At 36.3% G+C, this 15,978-nt stretch carries 18 protein-coding genes and 1 other annotated feature; of the genes, 3 read left to right on the forward strand and 15 right to left on the reverse strand.

What is annotated here, in order from left to right; translation table 11 throughout:
- Positions 1-3 precede the first annotated feature (3 nt).
- Positions 4-489: a hypothetical protein gene (locus ACVWNY_RS11845; RefSeq protein WP_218326612.1), complete on the forward strand. Its 486-nt coding sequence runs from the start codon at positions 4-6 to the stop codon at positions 487-489.
- Between the two features lie 17 nt (positions 490-506).
- Positions 507-1,514: a Gfo/Idh/MocA family protein gene (locus tag ACVWNY_RS11850; RefSeq protein WP_454071415.1), complete on the forward strand. Its 1,008-nt coding sequence runs from the start codon at positions 507-509 to the stop codon at positions 1,512-1,514.
- Between the two features lie 76 nt (positions 1,515-1,590).
- On the opposite strand, the gene ACVWNY_RS11855 is transcribed toward ACVWNY_RS11850, so the two are convergent.
- From ACVWNY_RS11855 to yfmF, 6 genes are all read right to left on the reverse strand, one after another.
- On the reverse strand, positions 1,591-2,751 hold the full coding sequence (locus ACVWNY_RS11855) for a Gfo/Idh/MocA family protein (protein WP_454071416.1): 1,161 nt from the start codon (positions 2,749-2,751) through the stop codon (positions 1,591-1,593).
- Positions 2,752-3,016: 265 nt separating this feature from the next.
- Positions 3,017-3,598: a CDP-diacylglycerol--glycerol-3-phosphate 3-phosphatidyltransferase gene (gene pgsA, locus ACVWNY_RS11860; protein WP_218326615.1), complete on the reverse strand. Its 582-nt coding sequence runs from the start codon at positions 3,596-3,598 to the stop codon at positions 3,017-3,019.
- 20 nt (positions 3,599-3,618) lie between these two features.
- Positions 3,619-4,482, reverse strand: a complete 864-nt coding sequence (locus ACVWNY_RS11865; RefSeq protein ID WP_454071417.1) for a helix-turn-helix domain-containing protein — start codon at positions 4,480-4,482, stop codon at positions 3,619-3,621.
- Between the two features lie 13 nt (positions 4,483-4,495).
- On the reverse strand, positions 4,496-5,221 hold the full coding sequence (ymfI, locus tag ACVWNY_RS11870) for an elongation factor P 5-aminopentanone reductase (RefSeq protein ID WP_218326617.1): 726 nt from the start codon (positions 5,219-5,221) through the stop codon (positions 4,496-4,498).
- Position 5,222: 1 nt separating this feature from the next.
- Positions 5,223-6,515, reverse strand: coding sequence for an EF-P 5-aminopentanol modification-associated protein YfmH (gene yfmH, locus ACVWNY_RS11875; protein WP_454071418.1), 1,293 nt, complete (start codon positions 6,513-6,515; stop codon positions 5,223-5,225).
- A complete protein-coding gene (gene yfmF, locus ACVWNY_RS11880) occupies positions 6,512-7,771 on the reverse strand; it encodes an EF-P 5-aminopentanol modification-associated protein YfmF (protein WP_454071419.1) in 1,260 nt (419 codons plus the stop codon). Before yfmF ends, yfmH begins: the two co-directional genes overlap by 4 nt.
- A gap of 141 nt (positions 7,772-7,912) precedes the next feature.
- On the opposite strand from yfmF, the gene mscL reads away from it, so the two are divergent.
- On the forward strand, positions 7,913-8,338 hold the full coding sequence (mscL, locus tag ACVWNY_RS11885; RefSeq protein ID WP_218326621.1) for a large conductance mechanosensitive channel protein MscL: 426 nt from the start codon (positions 7,913-7,915) through the stop codon (positions 8,336-8,338).
- A 22-nt stretch (positions 8,339-8,360) separates the two neighbouring features.
- On the opposite strand, the gene ACVWNY_RS11890 is transcribed toward mscL, so the two are convergent.
- From ACVWNY_RS11890 to ACVWNY_RS11930, 9 genes are all read right to left on the reverse strand, one after another.
- Complete coding sequence (locus ACVWNY_RS11890) at positions 8,361-8,606, reverse strand: Veg family protein (protein ID WP_218326622.1); 246 nt, start codon at positions 8,604-8,606, stop codon at positions 8,361-8,363.
- Between the two features lie 120 nt (positions 8,607-8,726).
- Positions 8,727-9,272 carry a sigma-70 family RNA polymerase sigma factor gene (locus ACVWNY_RS11895; RefSeq protein WP_218326623.1) on the reverse strand — a complete coding sequence of 182 codons (546 nt, stop codon included), beginning with the start codon at positions 9,270-9,272 and terminating at the stop codon, positions 8,727-8,729.
- A gap of 68 nt (positions 9,273-9,340) precedes the next feature.
- Positions 9,341-9,865: an NYN domain-containing protein gene (locus ACVWNY_RS11900; RefSeq protein WP_218326624.1), complete on the reverse strand. Its 525-nt coding sequence runs from the start codon at positions 9,863-9,865 to the stop codon at positions 9,341-9,343.
- Positions 9,862-10,686, reverse strand: a complete 825-nt coding sequence (gene rlmB / locus ACVWNY_RS11905) for a 23S rRNA (guanosine(2251)-2'-O)-methyltransferase RlmB (protein WP_218326625.1) — start codon at positions 10,684-10,686, stop codon at positions 9,862-9,864. Before rlmB ends, ACVWNY_RS11900 begins: the two co-directional genes overlap by 4 nt.
- Positions 10,676-11,074, reverse strand: coding sequence for a Mini-ribonuclease 3 (locus ACVWNY_RS11910; RefSeq protein ID WP_218326626.1), 399 nt, complete (start codon positions 11,072-11,074; stop codon positions 10,676-10,678). Before ACVWNY_RS11910 ends, rlmB begins: the two co-directional genes overlap by 11 nt.
- Positions 11,074-12,483: a cysteine--tRNA ligase gene (gene cysS / locus ACVWNY_RS11915; protein ID WP_438719239.1), complete on the reverse strand. Its 1,410-nt coding sequence runs from the start codon at positions 12,481-12,483 to the stop codon at positions 11,074-11,076. The genes ACVWNY_RS11910 and cysS overlap by 1 nt, the downstream gene beginning before the upstream one ends.
- Positions 12,476-13,009, reverse strand: coding sequence for a serine O-acetyltransferase (epsC, locus tag ACVWNY_RS11920; protein WP_218326628.1), 534 nt, complete (start codon positions 13,007-13,009; stop codon positions 12,476-12,478). The genes cysS and epsC overlap by 8 nt, the downstream gene beginning before the upstream one ends.
- Before the next feature lie 71 nt (positions 13,010-13,080).
- Positions 13,081-13,282: a binding site (T-box leader), on the reverse strand.
- Complete coding sequence (gene gltX / locus ACVWNY_RS11925; protein WP_438719237.1) at positions 13,279-14,736, reverse strand: glutamate--tRNA ligase; 1,458 nt, start codon at positions 14,734-14,736, stop codon at positions 13,279-13,281. Its footprint overlaps the feature before it by 4 nt.
- A gap of 88 nt (positions 14,737-14,824) precedes the next feature.
- Entirely contained in the window at positions 14,825-15,967 is a 1,143-nt protein-coding gene (locus ACVWNY_RS11930; RefSeq protein WP_438719236.1) for a PIN/TRAM domain-containing protein, read from the reverse strand.
- Between the last annotated feature and the right edge of the window lie 11 nt (positions 15,968-15,978).

Here is a 15,978-nt window from a genome sequence, read left to right on the forward strand (position 1 = left end):
CTCATGCATCTGGAAAACCAGCATGCTCTTTCGTTAGTTTCTGCAGGAAAAATTGGTCAAGTTAATTTTACTCGTTTAACTTTGGCTACTCAGTGCAAAACTATTAGTGATAAAGAAGCTATTATGAAAGAAGTGCTAGATTTTATTCGCGCTATACATCGTGATCGGATCGATACTCTGTATGCCACTTGTCATAAATCAGCCGCAGTTTATCTGATCTCTTTGCAATTTTTCAATCATTCGTTGGCAAATATATTATTGGATTTTTCTTACCAAGATTCTGATAATTATTTAAAAAATTTTGAAATTGCAGGTACTCGCGGAATTTACCAATATGATTCTCAACAAAAGCATTCTTTTTCATCAAATTTTTTAAATCAAGGATCCTATCAAGCTCAGACGGAATTTTCTCCCGTCGACAATATTTGGTTAAATGAATTATTGCGAGAAATAGAATTAAGCATCCGTAATAATCAATTAATTCAATAAAACTTAGGAGGAAACGAATGAAACTTGGAATAATCGGTTGTGCCCATATGCAAGCAAAAATTTATGCCAATATTTTCAAACAAGAGAATGTGGAAATCGTGGGGATTTTTGACCAAAACTTATTGCGGGGTAATCAATTTGCCAAAGAAATGGGACTCACTTTTTTTAAAAGTCTAGATAAAATTTTGGCAACTTCAATTGATACAGTATTGATTTGTTCAGAAAATTCACTTCACTATGACTATGCCCTAGCAGCTTCTATTCATAAAAAAAATATTATTGTGGAGAAACCTTTAGCCCTAACTGTAAAAGCAGCGCTACACATGATGGTGGCTTGCCAAGAAGCACAGGTAAAATTATTAGTCGCCCATCCTATTCGCTTTTCTCAAACTATTATTGATTTGAAAGAACATTTTCAAACTGGGAAATTTGGAGAAATATATGCATTGAATTGTACCAATCGAGGAAAAAATCCTGGAGGCTGGTTTTTAGATAAGGAATTAGCAGGTGGTGGAGCCATATTAGATCATATGGTCCATTTAGTAGATTTGTCTCGCTGGTTATTTGATTTTGAAATTGCTTCAATTTTAGCCCGTGCTCAAAAGCAAGAGGGTAGTGACATTGAAGATTCTGGATTAATTAATATTACTTTTACTAATGGTGCTATGTTAAGTCTCGATACTTCTTGGAACCGTCCATTAAACTATCCTGTCTGGGGAGATGTTTATTTGGAAATTATTAGCGAAAGTGGCTTCACCTTTATTGATGCAATTGGTCGAAAAATTAATTATTATGCAGATAATCAAATTCATAACTTTTTAAATTATGAAAAAGACATGGATGAGCGGATGATTCAAACCTTTATTGCAACAATCGATCAAGACTTACCAGAGCCAGTCAGTGGCGCGGACGGTCTTTACACGATTCAAATTGCCACACTTGCCTATCTTTCTCTTAAACAAAATCGAGTCATTCACCGTCATGAATTTGATGAGCTACTGCGCCAAAATATTTCTTATAATTAAAAAAAGACCACTGAAAGTGAAACCTGGTAGTTCTTGTAAAAACTAGCTAGGTTTCACTTCAGTTGTAGGTCTTTTTTTATTTTGATTGTTTGATCATTTTATGCTGGTCAATTGAATCCTGTGCATCTAATGCTAATAAAGACGCTAATGTACTGGACCTTAAATTCGAGATCGGCTCTTTTCCAGTCTGAATTGCTAAAATAAAATCAGCTAACTGTTCTTCATCTCCTGGCTCCATTTGAATTTCTTCATGATTGTTTTGATAAATCATCACTTCATCCTTCAAACGATGATAAACTTTAATTTCATTAGTTACATCATCAAAAGTTAACTCACCCATAGATCCGAAGATCTGAAATGCTCTTTTATAGTAAGCGCCAAACAAACATAATTGATAAGAAAGTTGCACACCATTCTCATACTGAACCATTACACTATTTTGATCATCGACATCAATTTCACTATTGAAAACACAACTATCTGGCCACTGATCCGACCACTGGATTCTCTTTTCTTTTGCTAGATTTTGAATACTCTCCTCGCAAGTGTCACTGATGGTACAAATCCGACAATGTAAATCTGGTGAAACTTCATGACCAATTTTTTTTAATGCACCTGGTTTCCCCATAGTTGAAAGTCGACCGAAAGCAACTACATCTTGCGGAACACTATCAATATACCAGTTCGCAATATCTAATGAATGTGTAGCTTTTTGCAATAATAAACTCGTCGATTTTGCTCGCGTTCGATGCCAGTCATGAAAATATGCATAACCGCCATATTGAATATGATCGATAGCATTAATCATTTTTACTTCACCAATAGCGCCGCTAACTAATAGTTCTTTGACTTTTTGAAAAGATCTAGCATAACGTAAAACATAGCCTACTTCAAATACTTTCGAATAATCCTTTAGCACTTCTTGAAGCTCAGCAATTTTTTCGCGGCTGACTTCTAATGGCTTTTCACATAATATATGTTTCTCCTGAGCTACGGCAGCCAAAATAATTTCCGCATGGGTATCATCTGGTGTAGCGATAAAAACAGCATCCACTTGATGGTTATCCAGAACATCATGGTAATCTATTGTATTGGCAATACCTGGAAACAGATCGAAATTTTTTCCAAGAGCATCACAGACCATGACTATTTCACAATCTTTACTAGTCATAATTGTCCGTAAAGCATATTTATAACCTCGATTACCAAGACCAATTATCCCAAATCTAATTGTCATCCTCATCCCTCCTAATTCTCCATGTTTCTCGTCTCATTTTAGAAAAGGAAATAAAAAAAAGCAAGATAACTAGTAGCGTTCTTAGTTTGCCAAATCCCTTTTATGTAGCTTTTTTTGCAAATTATCTTTCACATTTAGTTAACTTCAAGTCATCAAATAGCGCCATTACAATAAATCTCTTTTTTTGAAAAAAGGCTTTTTTTGTAACTATTTTGAGCACAAAAAAAGAGCACGTTGTTTGATACAAACGTCCTCTTAATAAAATTTACATTGACCCCTTGAACAAATGCGCATTCTTTGCAAAATAATCATAGCCAGAATAAATCGTAAAGAACAGACATACATAAAGCATGATTTGATCCATTGGAATACCAATAAAATTAAAAGGTATGTTATTAAGATACAATAAAATAATTCCAACCATTTGTGTCACAGTTTTGATTTTTCCAGGCATTGCAGCAGCCATCACGCCACCGCCTTGTTCAACTATTAAGGTTCGCAAACCAGTGACTGCTAGCTCTCGACAAACAATAATCGCAATGACCCATGCAGGTGCTTTTCCTTGGCTTACCAAAATAATAAAAGCAGTCATCACAAGCATTTTATCTGCCAAAGGATCAGCAAATTTCCCAAAATTAGTAACTAAACCTCTGGCGCGGGCAATCTTTCCATCGAGATGGTCAGTATAACTAGCCACTGCAAAGATAATTGCGCCAATTAATTGTGTCACTGGGAGTTGGGCGTTGCCGGCAGTTAACGTTCCTAAATCAATAGGTGCTAAGACAACAATCATAAACAGTGGAATCATAAATATTCGGACCACTGTCAGCTTATTTGGTAAATTCACGGGTCAATCCCTCTTTCTTATTACGTATAGTTAATTGTTAAATCAATTGTTTTCGAACGTTCTGAATTGTTCGCTTGAAAATCTAGATCGGTATCGTTTGCTTGGATTGTTAAATAACTAGCAACTCCAACTGAAATACTGGCAGAAGTTGTGCCCTCTGGCAAATCAAACTCAGCCGATTGGCCTGCTTCGATTGTTTGTTGGAAACTCAAGCTGCCGTTGACTGACAGACCTACCCAAACACGATTTTGCGCATTAAATTTAATTTTTAAAGGCGCAGCTACTTGATCTAGTGTGACCGCGGCGGTACTGTTGGAATTGCTGGTTACATTTTGGCTCATTGTCGGTGCTTCAACCGATTCCGAGGTTGAAGCTTCAGTTGTTTCTTCCGTTGAGCTGCTGCTTTCGGTTTCTGAAGTACTACTACTAGAATTACGCTCAACTTCTACTGAACTAGCATTTAAAATAGGCTGATCATTGTTGTCTAAATAACTAACATATCCAACAATTACGACAATCGCAAGCGCTACTAAACCTAAAATAATCATCGGCATTGTCGCGATTAAGCGACGCCGAACTTTCTTTTCTTTATATTTATTGGTTCGTTGACTTTCTATTTCTTCAACTTTTGGATAGGTTGGTAAAATCTGATCCTTCCCATCATACACAGCTAATATATATCGACCATCTAATTTTACTGCATCCGCATATTGTTTTAAAAATCTACGTACATAAAATTCACTTGGTATTTGACCATAATCATTTTCTTCAATCGCTTGTAAATATCTTTTTTGAATCTTGGTGATTTGTTGTAATTCATCAAGACTTATATTCTCACTTAAACGGGCGTCCCGTAATGTTTCTCCTAAATTTTTTATAGCCACAGACTTCTACTCCTTATTCCATCCAACCACCGGCTATTGGCAAGATGATTCCGGTAATATAGCTAGCTTCTTTCATAAATAAATAACTGCAGGCATTGGCAATTTCCTTTGGTTCAGCTAATCGTCCCAAGGGAATTTCTTCTGTTAAAGTAGCTAATTCTTCCATTTGCCAATTCTGGTTCATCGCTGTTTTGACCGCTCCTGGCGCAACAACATTGACAGTAATACCTAAAGTTGCAACTTCTTTTGCATAAGCTTTAACAAAGCCTTCTTGTGCACCTTTCACAGCACTGTAAACAGTCTCCATACTGCTACCGCGATGTCCATATACTGAGCCGATAAAAATAACACGTCCTCTTTTACTGCGGGCGAGTTTTTCTTGTAAGGCCTGTAATATTAACAAAGGTGTTTTTACATGTATTTGCCATAAGTTATCGATCTGTTGTCCTTGCATTTCTGGCAATAATTGATAATAAGTAAAGCCTGCTGCAAAAACAATGCCATCAACTTGAAATAAATTTTTAAAAAAAGCGGCAAGATCATTCTCCGCTAGCATGTTTAAGGATACCACAAAAAAATCCTGCTGAGGATAACGTTCCTGTAAGTCTGAAGCAAAATTTATAACTTTTTCTGCTTGTTGATAATAATGCAAATATAATGACCAGCCGGCCGATGCCAATTCTTCACAAATTGACATCCCAATATCGCCGCTGGCCCCCATAATTAAAGCTGTTGTCATCTTAATCTTCCTTCAACATATAAAAACGACTGAAATTATCCGCTTGAATAAATTGTTCCCCTGCTGCCAAAATATCAGTCAAAGTAATGTTTTGAATAATCTCTGGCATATCAAATAAAGTCCACTCGCCATATAAAGAAGTCGTAAATTGATTAGCTACATATTCTAATGAATTCAGTGACTGGAAATATTTTCCTAACATTTTTTTCTTCAACAATTCCAGATTCGCTTCATTAATTTCAGGGTCATTACGGTAACCGATCAGAATAGCTGTAATATGGTCGGCTAATTTTTCTGGTGTTTCGCTATCGCCCCCAAAGTCAGCAAAATAGAAAGTTCGGTCTAAAGAAAATTCATAGCCAAAGCTATCGTCTAACAAGCCTTCATTATACAAGCGCAAGAAGTTTTGTGATGTATTACCCAGTAGTAATTGGAACAATAAATCAACAGATAATTTAAAGACCAATCGTTCGCGATCATCTTGCGGTAATTCTTTTACACCTTTAATACCTACTAAAGCTTTAGGAATAGAAATGTTCATTTTTTCTTCTCGCAATTTTTGAATATCTTGGCTATCTTCTGCAGGATAACGGCGTAAAATCTCAGTTGGTTCTGAAAATGTCTTACTGGCTTGATTGTCTCGAATAAAGTCCATCAATTTTTCTGGTTCTAAGTTTCCCACAACAAACAAAGTCATATTGCTAGGATGGTAAAAGGTATTGTAGCAAGTGTATAAATCTTCTGCTGTGATTTCAGCAATTGAATCAATCGTTCCAGCAATATCGATATGTAGCGGATGTTTAGGATACATATTTTTTAAAATCCCGAAAAATTGTTGCCAATTCGCATCATCTTGATACATTTGAATTTCTTGGCCGATAATACCTTGTTCTTTTTTTACTGACTCTTCTGTAAAATAAGGGGTCTGCACAAAATCCAACAGTGTTTTCAAATTCAACTCCAACTGATCACTGGTGGAAAATAAATAACTGGTTCGGGTAAAACTGGTAAAAGCATTGGCAGAAGCGCCTTGTTCACCAAATTTTTGAAAGACATCACCATCTTCTTTTTCAAACATTTTATGCTCTAAAAAATGGGCAATTCCGTCTGGTACTTTCACAAATTCCGTTTCCCCCCGCGGAACGAACTCATTATCAATCGAACCATAATTGGTGCTAAATAAAGCATAAGTTTTATGATAATCAGCTTTTGGTAATAAATAAACTGTCAAACCGTTGGGCAAAATTTCTTTATATAAGGTTTCATTAATTGTTTGATATTCTTGTTTAATCATTTGTCTCCTCCTTCTAAAAAGAAGATTGCTTGTAAAGTAATTTTTTGAGCGACTTTTTCAACATCTTTTTTGGTCACGGCTGCTAAACGTGCTAGCCACTCATCATCTGTTAATTGACTTTTTGGTAACCATTGCGCCAAGTAATGAGTTTCAATTAAATTTTGCACATGATCAAGTCCTAATAAATACTGATTTTTCAGCATTGCTTTGGTTTGTTGAAAAGCCAAATCAGTAAAATCACCATGCTGTAGAGCTATCAACTGCTCAGAAATTAGTCGTAAAACCTTTTCACGATTACTACTTTCAATTCCTGTTTGGACTTGCATGTATCCTCTAAAGGTATCAAAAGAGCTAGAAGCATAATAAGCCAAGCTTTCCTTTTCCCGGACATTCATAAATAATTTCGAATGAGGAAATCCACCAAATAAACCATTAAAGACAATCAACGCAAAACGGTCAACATCTTCATAATAAGTATCTGTTGAATAAGCCAAATTTAGTTTCCCTTGTTGAACAGAATCTTGCATTTGACGTTCAGCAATCACATTGCTGATTGTTTGTGAATAGTAAATGTCTGGGCTGTTTACAGCTCGATCAGCAAAAGGTAATAATTGTAAAAGTTTGATTACTTCCTCTTCTTCAACGTCACCCACTACAAATAAATCCACTTGGTCTTCAGCAATCATTTGCTGATAGTATTCAGCAATTATTTCACTGGTTAATGGTTTTAAATCAGCTAAATTACCGAAGCTAGGTTTCTTTTGTGCTTCCTCTTTGAAATACGTTTCTTGTAAAGCCAAAGAAGCCAAGGTTTGCTTATCTTCAGTTAAACTTTCCAAATAACTCTGCATGTTTTCTTTTTCAATCGCAAAAGTTTGTAGATCAAAGGCGCCATCTTTAATATTTGGGAAGAATAAAATTTCCTTTAGAAAATCCACTATTTGCGGTAATAATTGATCATCATTTACGTATTTTCCATTTACCACCGAGATACCTACATTTAACCAATGTAAATTACCTTTGCGGCCGACATTTGAACCAAAACTAGCGCCATAAAGCTCCGCTAAGCGGGCACTTAATTGGGTTTGATCAGGATGATTTAAGGAGTTGGTTTCTAATAAATTAGATAATAATGCGCGTTTCGTCACAGTTTCAGTATTCAAAGCTGTTGTAAAACGACCATAAATTTGGATTGTTTTATATTTCTTTGTTGGTAAAATATGTACTCTTACACCTTTTTTTAATTCCAGCATCATAACACTCCTTTTCTTTGTCTAACATTTCAAGTATAGCATAGAGAACTAGATTCAGTGATCTAGCACCTTCTCACAGTTCGCAAATTTCAAAAATTTCTAAGTTTTCGATATACTAAAAGATGTTGAAGGAGGATGAAAAATATGCTTAAAGAATTTCGTGACTTTTTAATGCGTGGGAATGTTTTAGACTTGGCTGTTGGGGTCGTTATTGGGAGTGCTTTTACCGCCATCGTAACCAATGTAGTCAATGGTGTGATTACACCATTAATTGGGTGGTTTGTCTCTCTAGTAACAAATGGCCAAAAATTAGATGATGCAACTTCTGTCCTAGATTGGACACCTGTCAAAGGAGTAACTTTTGCTTTTGGTGATTTAGCTAGCGCCATTATTACTTTTATCATTACTGGATTTGTTTTATTCTTAATCGTAAAATTTGCTAATAAAGCCAAAGATTTAAACAAAAAACAAACCGCCGAAGAAGCGGCTCCTGCTGCGCCTACTGCTGAAGACTATTTAGCAGAAATTCGCGACTTGTTAAAAGATCAAAATAAAAAAACTATGGAATAAAATTTCCATAGTTTTTTTATTTTTATATTGCTTCACTTAAAAATTCGATTTCCACGGTTTGTGTTAATACATCTGAGTAGCTGTATGAAACACGTTCAAAAGAATTTTCCTCTGGATCCAAATCAACTACAAACACAGATGGATAAGTCTCAGTTAAGATTCCCTTGCGTTGTGTTTGACGTTTTCTGCCTGTTTGCGCTACAAGCATAATTTGGCTACCGATCCGGTCTTCCAAATTTTTCTTAATCGTTGCTAAAGTTGTTGGCATTGTACAGTTCACCTCAGGTTATACTATAACACAAATTATACAAGTCAACAATAGTATCATAAGAGAAATTTCATTGCAAGAAATATTTATTAATAATTAAGCGTACAAATACTCATCATTTTAAAAGGTGATTTCTGTTTTAATTTTATTTTTTACTCGATTCAGCGCATTACTGACCTTTCTTTCTTCTTGATCAACCATCGAACTGATTTCATCTAGATTATAACCTTGAATATAGTAATGGAGTGTTTGACGTTCCAGATCAGACAGTTGAATTCTATTATGATCAAACTGATCACAGATGGACACTTGCTCTTCGATATACTCATTATAAAAAAGATAATCAGTAAATAATTCTAAGCCGCTATTTTCAATTGAAATTGACTGATGTAACGCTTTTCTTTTTTTAGCTTCTTGTTTCCTTAATAAAGAGCAAATATGATTTTCTAAAACTGTCTTATAATATAATCCAAAAGTCGTTCCTTGGTCTTTTTTATAAGTTTTAATTGCTTTTAATAAAGCTAAACGTCCTTCTTGTAGCCAATCGTCAGACTCAAAATCACGAATATAATAGCGTGTCCGCATTCGAAAAATAACCGGTGAATACTTATCAAATAATTCTTCAAAACAATCACTTTCCTTGATCGCGTCCTTCTCTGATTTCATCTGTTCTCCTCCTTTAACTAGAGGATACTAACTTTTTGAAATAAGAGGAGTGCTTTACACGAATTTGACTAATCTTGGCTCAATTCGTCCCTTTTTTTAGACAATTTTTGCAACTGCCTCTCATCCCACGGAGAATTTCGCCGATAATCTTGAAAAAAAACATCTGCAGTTTTTCCAGCAATTGCTTTTTCAGTTGTTTCAATCGCTTTATATAATTCTCGCGCCGATGTTCGCAAGGCTCCTTGAGAAAAAATAGTCCATTGTTCTGCCATATCACTAGTCGCTACCGTAACCTGCGTCAGACGCGTATTCAATTCTCCAGCGGTTCGTTCAATATAACTATCCGCCGTCTCATCTTCTTTAGTAAAAACTACTGTCAACTGGTATTTTGAAAAACTTTGGGTAATCCCAGGGACAAATTGGGCATCAAAAACAACTATAATTTCTAATCCTTCATATTTAGCATAATTAGATAACTGATTTAGCAAATCTTCCCGTGCTTCTTCTAGTCGATCTTGGTTTTTCAAGCTAACAAGCTCAGGCCAGGCACCAATCATATTATAGCCATCGACAATCAAAATTTGCTTTTTCATGTCAAATCACTTCTTTTCCGCAACACTTCATACATTAATAAGCTAGCCGCAACGCCGGCATTCAAGCTTTGTACATGTCCTTCCATTGGAATGGTTAACATTTCATCAACCTCTTTTTTCAAACCAGCACTCATTCCACGACCTTCATTGCCAATAATTAAAGCAATTGGACCATTGACTTGCCATTTTCGGTAATCAGTGCCTTCCATATCGGTACCAAAAATCCAAAAACCAGCATCTTTTAATTGCTGAACTGTCTGGGAAAGATTGGTCACTCTTGCAATTGGTACATATTCCACGGCACCAGTTGATGCTTTGGTAACCACCGGTGTGATCCCTACGGAACGATGTTTTGGAATAATCACACCACTGACATTACTAGCGTCAGCTGTTCGTAAAATCGATCCAAAATTATGAGGATCTTCCAAACTATCTAAAATTAAGAAGAACGGTTCAGATTCTTTAGGATTTTTTTCTAATAATTCATCTAAACTCAAATATTCATAAGGGGTAATTGCTAGGATAATTCCTTGATGAACTCCGCCGTCACTTAAAGTATCTAATTTTTGTTTAGGTACCCATTTTAAAGGCACCGCGTGTTCTTTCGCTAAGCTTTTTAATTGATCAATTTTGTCACTATGAGCATCTTCTTGAATAAATAATTTATTACCGCGACCTGCTTGCAAAGCCTCTACTGTAGCATGATGACCAAAAACAAAATTATCATCTGCTTCTTGCAAATGCTCTGATTCAGTTGTTTGAGCCGGTCTTTTTTTATTTTTGGGAAATTTTTCTTTGTAATTGCGCCGTTTATCTTTCATTGGTTTCACCTACTTTTTTGATGCACCAAGAAATCAATTCTTCCAAGCGCTCTTTTCTTTCCAACAGATGTAAATAACCCATCAGGGCTTCAAAGCCAGTTGATCTGCGGTACGTCATAATATCAGTATTTTTCGCAGAAGTATAGCTTTTGGCATTACGCCCTCGCCGATAAATACCTGCTTCTTCTTCTGATAACATATTTTCTGCTTCCATTTGTTCAATTAAAAATGCTTGTGCTTTAGCGGAGACATAATGAGTCGCCATATGATGTAATTTATTGGGTCTTGTTTGGCCTTGCCGCACCAAATAATCACGAATATAAGTCTCGTAAATTGCATCGCCGACATAAGCCAAAGCTAACCCATTTAACTGTTTATAATCTGCCATTATTCCCGTCTCCATCTCGTGCCTTGTGGGGTATCTTCCAAGACAATTCCTTGTTCCTTCAACAAATCACGAATTTCATCACTACGAGCAAAATCCTTATCTTTGCGAGCTTGATTTCGTTCATTAATCAAATCATCAATTTCCTGATCCAATAAATTTTCCGCTGCGAAAATAATGCCAAATACTTCTAACATTGCTTTATATTCAGACAGAGCTACTTCTAAAACAGCTATCGAAACTTCAGTCTGTTCACTATAAGTATTCAACCACTTAACAAATTCATAAACGACAGTGATTCCGTTAGCAGCATTAAAATCATCGTCCATTTCTTGCATAAAGCGAGATTTCAATTCAGCGATTTCTGCAAATTTTACTGCATCATCGCTTAATTTTTCAACAGCTGAAGTGAAGCGAAACTCCGTATTCTCCAATGCTGTTTTTATTTTTTGCAGATTCACCTGGGCATCTTTCATTGTCCCTTCGCTGTAACGAATCGGTCGACGATACTGAGTTGTTGCCATAAAAAAGCGCAAAACTTGTGGATCAATTTCTTTAATAATGTCATGAACGGTCGTAAAGTTCCCTAAAGATTTACTCATTTTCACATCATCTTCACCGACTGTAACGTAACCATTATGCATCCAATAATTAGCAAATTTTTGGTCTGTTTTAGCTTCACTTTGGGCAATTTCATTTTCATGATGGGGAAATTCCAAATCTTGTCCACCACCATGAATATCAATCGTGTCACCTAGATGTTTAGTCGCCATCACAGAACATTCAATATGCCAACCCGGACGACCAGCACCCCAAGGAGATTCCCATGAAATTTCATCTGGTTTAGCACTTTTCCATAAAGCAAAATCTAATGGATCTTCTTTAATATTTTGTTCAGCACCAGTTCGTTGACTGGCACCAATTTCTAATTCATCAATACTTTGATCACTTAATTCACCATAATGAGTAAATTTGCGGGTTCGATAATAAACATCCCCATTCACCTCGTAGGCGTATTCTTTAGCAATCAATACTTCAATAAATGCAATAATGTCGGGAATATGATCCATCACGCGAGGATGTAAAGTCGCTTTTTTGACATTTAAAGCATTAGTATCTTCTTCAAAAGCAGCAATGAAACGATCCGCCACTTCTGGAGCTGAAATTTTTAATTCTTTTGCTGCTCGAATAATTTTATCGTCAACATCAGTAAAGTTTGAGACATAATTGACATCGAATCCGCGGTATTCAAAATACCTACGAATCGTATCAAAAGCAATCGTACTGCGGGCATTTCCAATATGAATATAGTTATAAACTGTTGGTCCGCAGACATACATATGGACTTCATTTTCTTTAATCGGAACAAAATTTTCTTTCTCCCGCGTTAAAGTATTGTAAATTTTAATCATGATGAACCTTCTTTCCATTTAATCGAACAATTTCAGCTGGTACGCCTACTACTGTTGCGTGAGCAGGAACATTGTGTAGCACGACTGAACCAGCACCGGTTTTTGCATATTCGCCAATTTCGATTGGTCCTAAAACTTGTGTATGGGCTGAAATGAATGCTCCTTTGCGAACAGTTGGGTGGCGTTTACCAGAATCTTTTCCGGTACCACCTAATGTCACACCATGAAACATTACCACATCTGTCTCAATTTCCGCTGTTTCACCAATCACTACAGCCGCTCCATGGTCAATAAAAACTCCAGGTGCTATTTTTGCACCCGGATGAATCTCAATATTGGTTAAAAAACGCCAAAATTGTGAATTTATCCGTGCCAACAAATGCCAGCGATGACGATATAGAAAATGCGATAGTCGATGGAAAAATAACGCGTGAAACCCTGGATAAGTCAAAATAACTTCAATGCTGGATTTTACGGCTGGATCATTTTTCTTTGCTACTTTTAAAGCTTGTTGCCACCAATTCATTCCCTTCAACTCCCTTTTTGATTCAACTCATTTTTTTAATATGTAAAAAAAGCGCGTCCTTCGAGTATAACTCAAAAGACGCGCTTTGCGTGGTTCCACTTTTCTTTACAGATTCTTCTGCCTTCAAGCAAATAACGGCTGCGACCGTTTTTAGCTACTTATCGCTAAAACCACTCCAAGATGCATTTCGTCAAATATTATTTGGTTACTTTCAGCTACCGCAACCTCTCTGGAAAATAAAATTTGCTTACTTTTTCTTATCAACGTGTTTAAATGACTTGATTTAAATGTGCTAAAGCTTTTTCTTTACCTAATAATTCAACAGTTTCTGGTAGTTCTGGTCCGTGTGTTACGCCACTTACTGCTACCCGAATCGGCATCCATAAAGCTTTTCCTTTTACACCTGTCTCTTTTTGCACAGCTTTAATCGCTGCTAAAACACTAGCTGCGTCAACTGTATTTAATGCAGACAATTGTTCTTTAAAAGCGGCTAAGACCATTGGTACTGTTTCATCTGCCAACACAGCTTGTGCTGCTTCATCTAAAACTGGATGTTCTTCAAAGAAAAGATTGGATACTTCGACGATTTCGGCTGCATAACTCATTTGTGGTTGATATAATGCCACAACACGTTTCACCCAAGCTTTTTTGTCAGCATCTGGATTTTCTTCTACTTTACCGGCTTTGATTAAAAATGGCAATGCCAAATCTGTCAAATCATCTAAATCCATAGCTTTAATATAACTGTTGTTGACCCATTCTAGCTTTTTAGCATCAAATGAAGCTGGTGATTTACTCAAACGAGCAGTGTCAAAAATCTTGATTAATTCTTCTTTCGAAAAGATTTCATCTTCGCCGACTGGTGACCAACCTAACAACGCAATAAAATTAAACATCGCATCTGGCAAATAACCTAAATCACGGTATTGTTCGATAAATTGTAAAATACTTTCATCACGTTTACTTAATTTTTTACCTGTTTCAGTGTTGATAATTAAAGTCATGTGACCAAATTGTGGTCGTTTCCATTCAAAAGCATCATAAATCATTAATTGTTTTGGCGTGTTGGCAATATGATCATCGCCACGTAAAACATGAGTGATTTTCATCATGTGGTCATCTACTGCTACTGCAAAATTATAAGTTGGCATGCCATCCCGTTTTTGAATGACAAAATCGCCACCAACATTATCTGATTCAAAATTAATTTCACCTTTCACAATATCGTTAAAAGTATACGTTTCATTGCGAGGTACACGGAAACGAATGACTGGTTTCAAACCAGCGGCTTCTTTTTCTGCTTGTTCTGCTGGCGTTAAATGCGCGCATTTCCCAGAGTAGTGAGGCATTTCGCCGCGTGCACGTTGCGCTTCACGTTCTTCTTCTAATTCTTCTGGCGTACAATAACATTTGTAAGCAAGATTAGATAATAATAATTGATCGATTAGTGGTTGGTAAATGTCACTACGTTCAGATTGGCGGTAAGGACCGTATTCTCCTGGTTTTTCTGGACTTTCATCCCAGTCAATACCTAGCCATGCTAAGTTTTCTAATTGAGATTTTTCACCATCTTCGATATTTCGTTTTTGGTCTGTATCTTCAATCCGAATAATAAATTCACCATCGTTATGGCGAGCAAATAAATAATTAAACAAAGCTGTTCTAGCGTTTCCAATGTGTAAGTGTCCTGTTGGACTTGGTGCGTAGCGTACACGAATTTTTGACATGTCTTTTCCTCTTTCCCAGGTAACAAAGATTTTTTGCCTTATTCCCAAATTTTACAATCAAAGTCCAATTTAGTAAAGGACAGTAGGTCTATTTTCCTTGAAACTCAATTTTTTTCTCAGGACTATCATCTTTAATGTTGCGACTCGAATGAGCAGGTTTTGCAAAAATCATTCGACCAGCTGCTGTTTGCAACGCACTGGTGACCACAACTTCAATATGTTCGTTCATATAGTGTTGGCCATCTTCCACGACTACCATCGTACCATCATCAAGATAAGCAACACCTTGTTGACGTTCTGTTCCAGCTTTTACCACCAATACATTCATCGTTTCTCCAGGAATGACCACTGGTTTAACAGCATTCGCTAAGGCATTAATATTTAGAACAGCCACATTTTGAAATTCTGATACTTTATTTAAATTGTAATCGTTAGTAACGATGACCCCATCTAACAATTTAGCCAATTTAATTAATTTACTATCAACTTCACTAATGTCTTCAAAGTCACCATCGTACATCTCCACTTGAATATCTTCTTCTTTTTGCAAAGCATTTAAAATATCCAAGCCACGACGACCTCTGACACGTTTCAAACTATCACCAGAATCGGCGATATATTGTAACTCATATAACACGAAATTAGGAATCATCAAGACACCTTCTAAAAATCCTGTTCGTGCAATATCATAAATCCGTCCGTCGATAATCACGCTAGTATCCAAGATTTTATATTTACGGAAATTGTCTCCCGCTTTTCGCTCTAAAACCTTGTTTTCATTGCTCTCTTCAGTCTTTTTCTTAGTAGAGAAAATTTTTCGCCACTCATCAATTCGAGTCGTTCCCACACGAAAACCAAAGTAACCTAATAAAATCATCAACAATACTGGTAACGCACTATTGACAAAAGGAATCGGTAATCGATTTAATGGTGTTGCTACAATCAAACCTAGTGTCAAACCTAGAATGGTCCCAATTGCACCAAATAGTAAATAAGTCAGACTAAATTCGTTTAACCGTTTTTCGATGGTTTTTAATCCAGTTGAGATAGGATCAGCAATGACTAAAGATAATAAGAAGAAAATAATTGCACCGATTAAGCCATTGGTGAAGGTATTATTCAACCACATGTTGCCACCTTGTCTTAGGGCCATCCACGCTAGTGGTAAAAAGGAAATGCCTAAGCTCATTCCCACTAACGTAATAATGACCACTAAAATTCTTTTTTGCATGTGTTTCTCGC

This window comes from Enterococcus sp. JNUCC 77 (assembly GCF_054819945.1).

Excerpts from the sequence above, each read along its gene's own strand:
- ACVWNY_RS11890 (WP_218326622.1), bottom strand. The coding sequence starts at position 8,606 with ATGCCAACAACTTTAGCAACGATTAAGAAAAATTTGGAAGACCGGATC.
- cysS (WP_438719239.1), bottom strand. The coding sequence starts at position 12,483 with ATGATTAAAATTTACAATACTTTAACGCGGGAGAAAGAAAATTTTGTT.
- ACVWNY_RS11855 (WP_454071416.1), bottom strand. The coding sequence starts at position 2,751 with ATGACAATTAGATTTGGGATAATTGGTCTTGGTAATCGAGGTTATAAA.
- epsC (WP_218326628.1), bottom strand. The coding sequence starts at position 13,009 with ATGAATTGGTGGCAACAAGCTTTAAAAGTAGCAAAGAAAAATGATCCA.
- ACVWNY_RS11845 (WP_218326612.1), top strand. The coding sequence starts at position 4 with ATGCATCTGGAAAACCAGCATGCTCTTTCGTTAGTTTCTGCAGGAAAA.
- mscL (WP_218326621.1), top strand. The coding sequence starts at position 7,913 with ATGCTTAAAGAATTTCGTGACTTTTTAATGCGTGGGAATGTTTTAGAC.
- yfmH (WP_454071418.1), bottom strand. The coding sequence starts at position 6,515 with ATGATTAAACAAGAATATCAAACAATTAATGAAACCTTATATAAAGAA.
- gltX (WP_438719237.1), bottom strand. The coding sequence starts at position 14,736 with ATGTCAAAAATTCGTGTACGCTACGCACCAAGTCCAACAGGACACTTA.
- ACVWNY_RS11900 (WP_218326624.1), bottom strand. The coding sequence starts at position 9,865 with ATGAAAAAGCAAATTTTGATTGTCGATGGCTATAATATGATTGGTGCC.
- yfmF (WP_454071419.1), bottom strand. The coding sequence starts at position 7,771 with ATGATGCTGGAATTAAAAAAAGGTGTAAGAGTACATATTTTACCAACA.
- ACVWNY_RS11910 (WP_218326626.1), bottom strand. The coding sequence starts at position 11,074 with ATGGCAGATTATAAACAGTTAAATGGGTTAGCTTTGGCTTATGTCGGC.
- ymfI (WP_218326617.1), bottom strand. The coding sequence starts at position 5,221 with ATGACAACAGCTTTAATTATGGGGGCCAGCGGCGATATTGGGATGTCA.
- ACVWNY_RS11930 (WP_438719236.1), bottom strand. The coding sequence starts at position 15,967 with ATGCAAAAAAGAATTTTAGTGGTCATTATTACGTTAGTGGGAATGAGC.
- ACVWNY_RS11895 (WP_218326623.1), bottom strand. The coding sequence starts at position 9,272 with ATGAAATCAGAGAAGGACGCGATCAAGGAAAGTGATTGTTTTGAAGAA.
- ACVWNY_RS11850 (WP_454071415.1), top strand. The coding sequence starts at position 507 with ATGAAACTTGGAATAATCGGTTGTGCCCATATGCAAGCAAAAATTTAT.
- rlmB (WP_218326625.1), bottom strand. The coding sequence starts at position 10,686 with ATGAAAGATAAACGGCGCAATTACAAAGAAAAATTTCCCAAAAATAAA.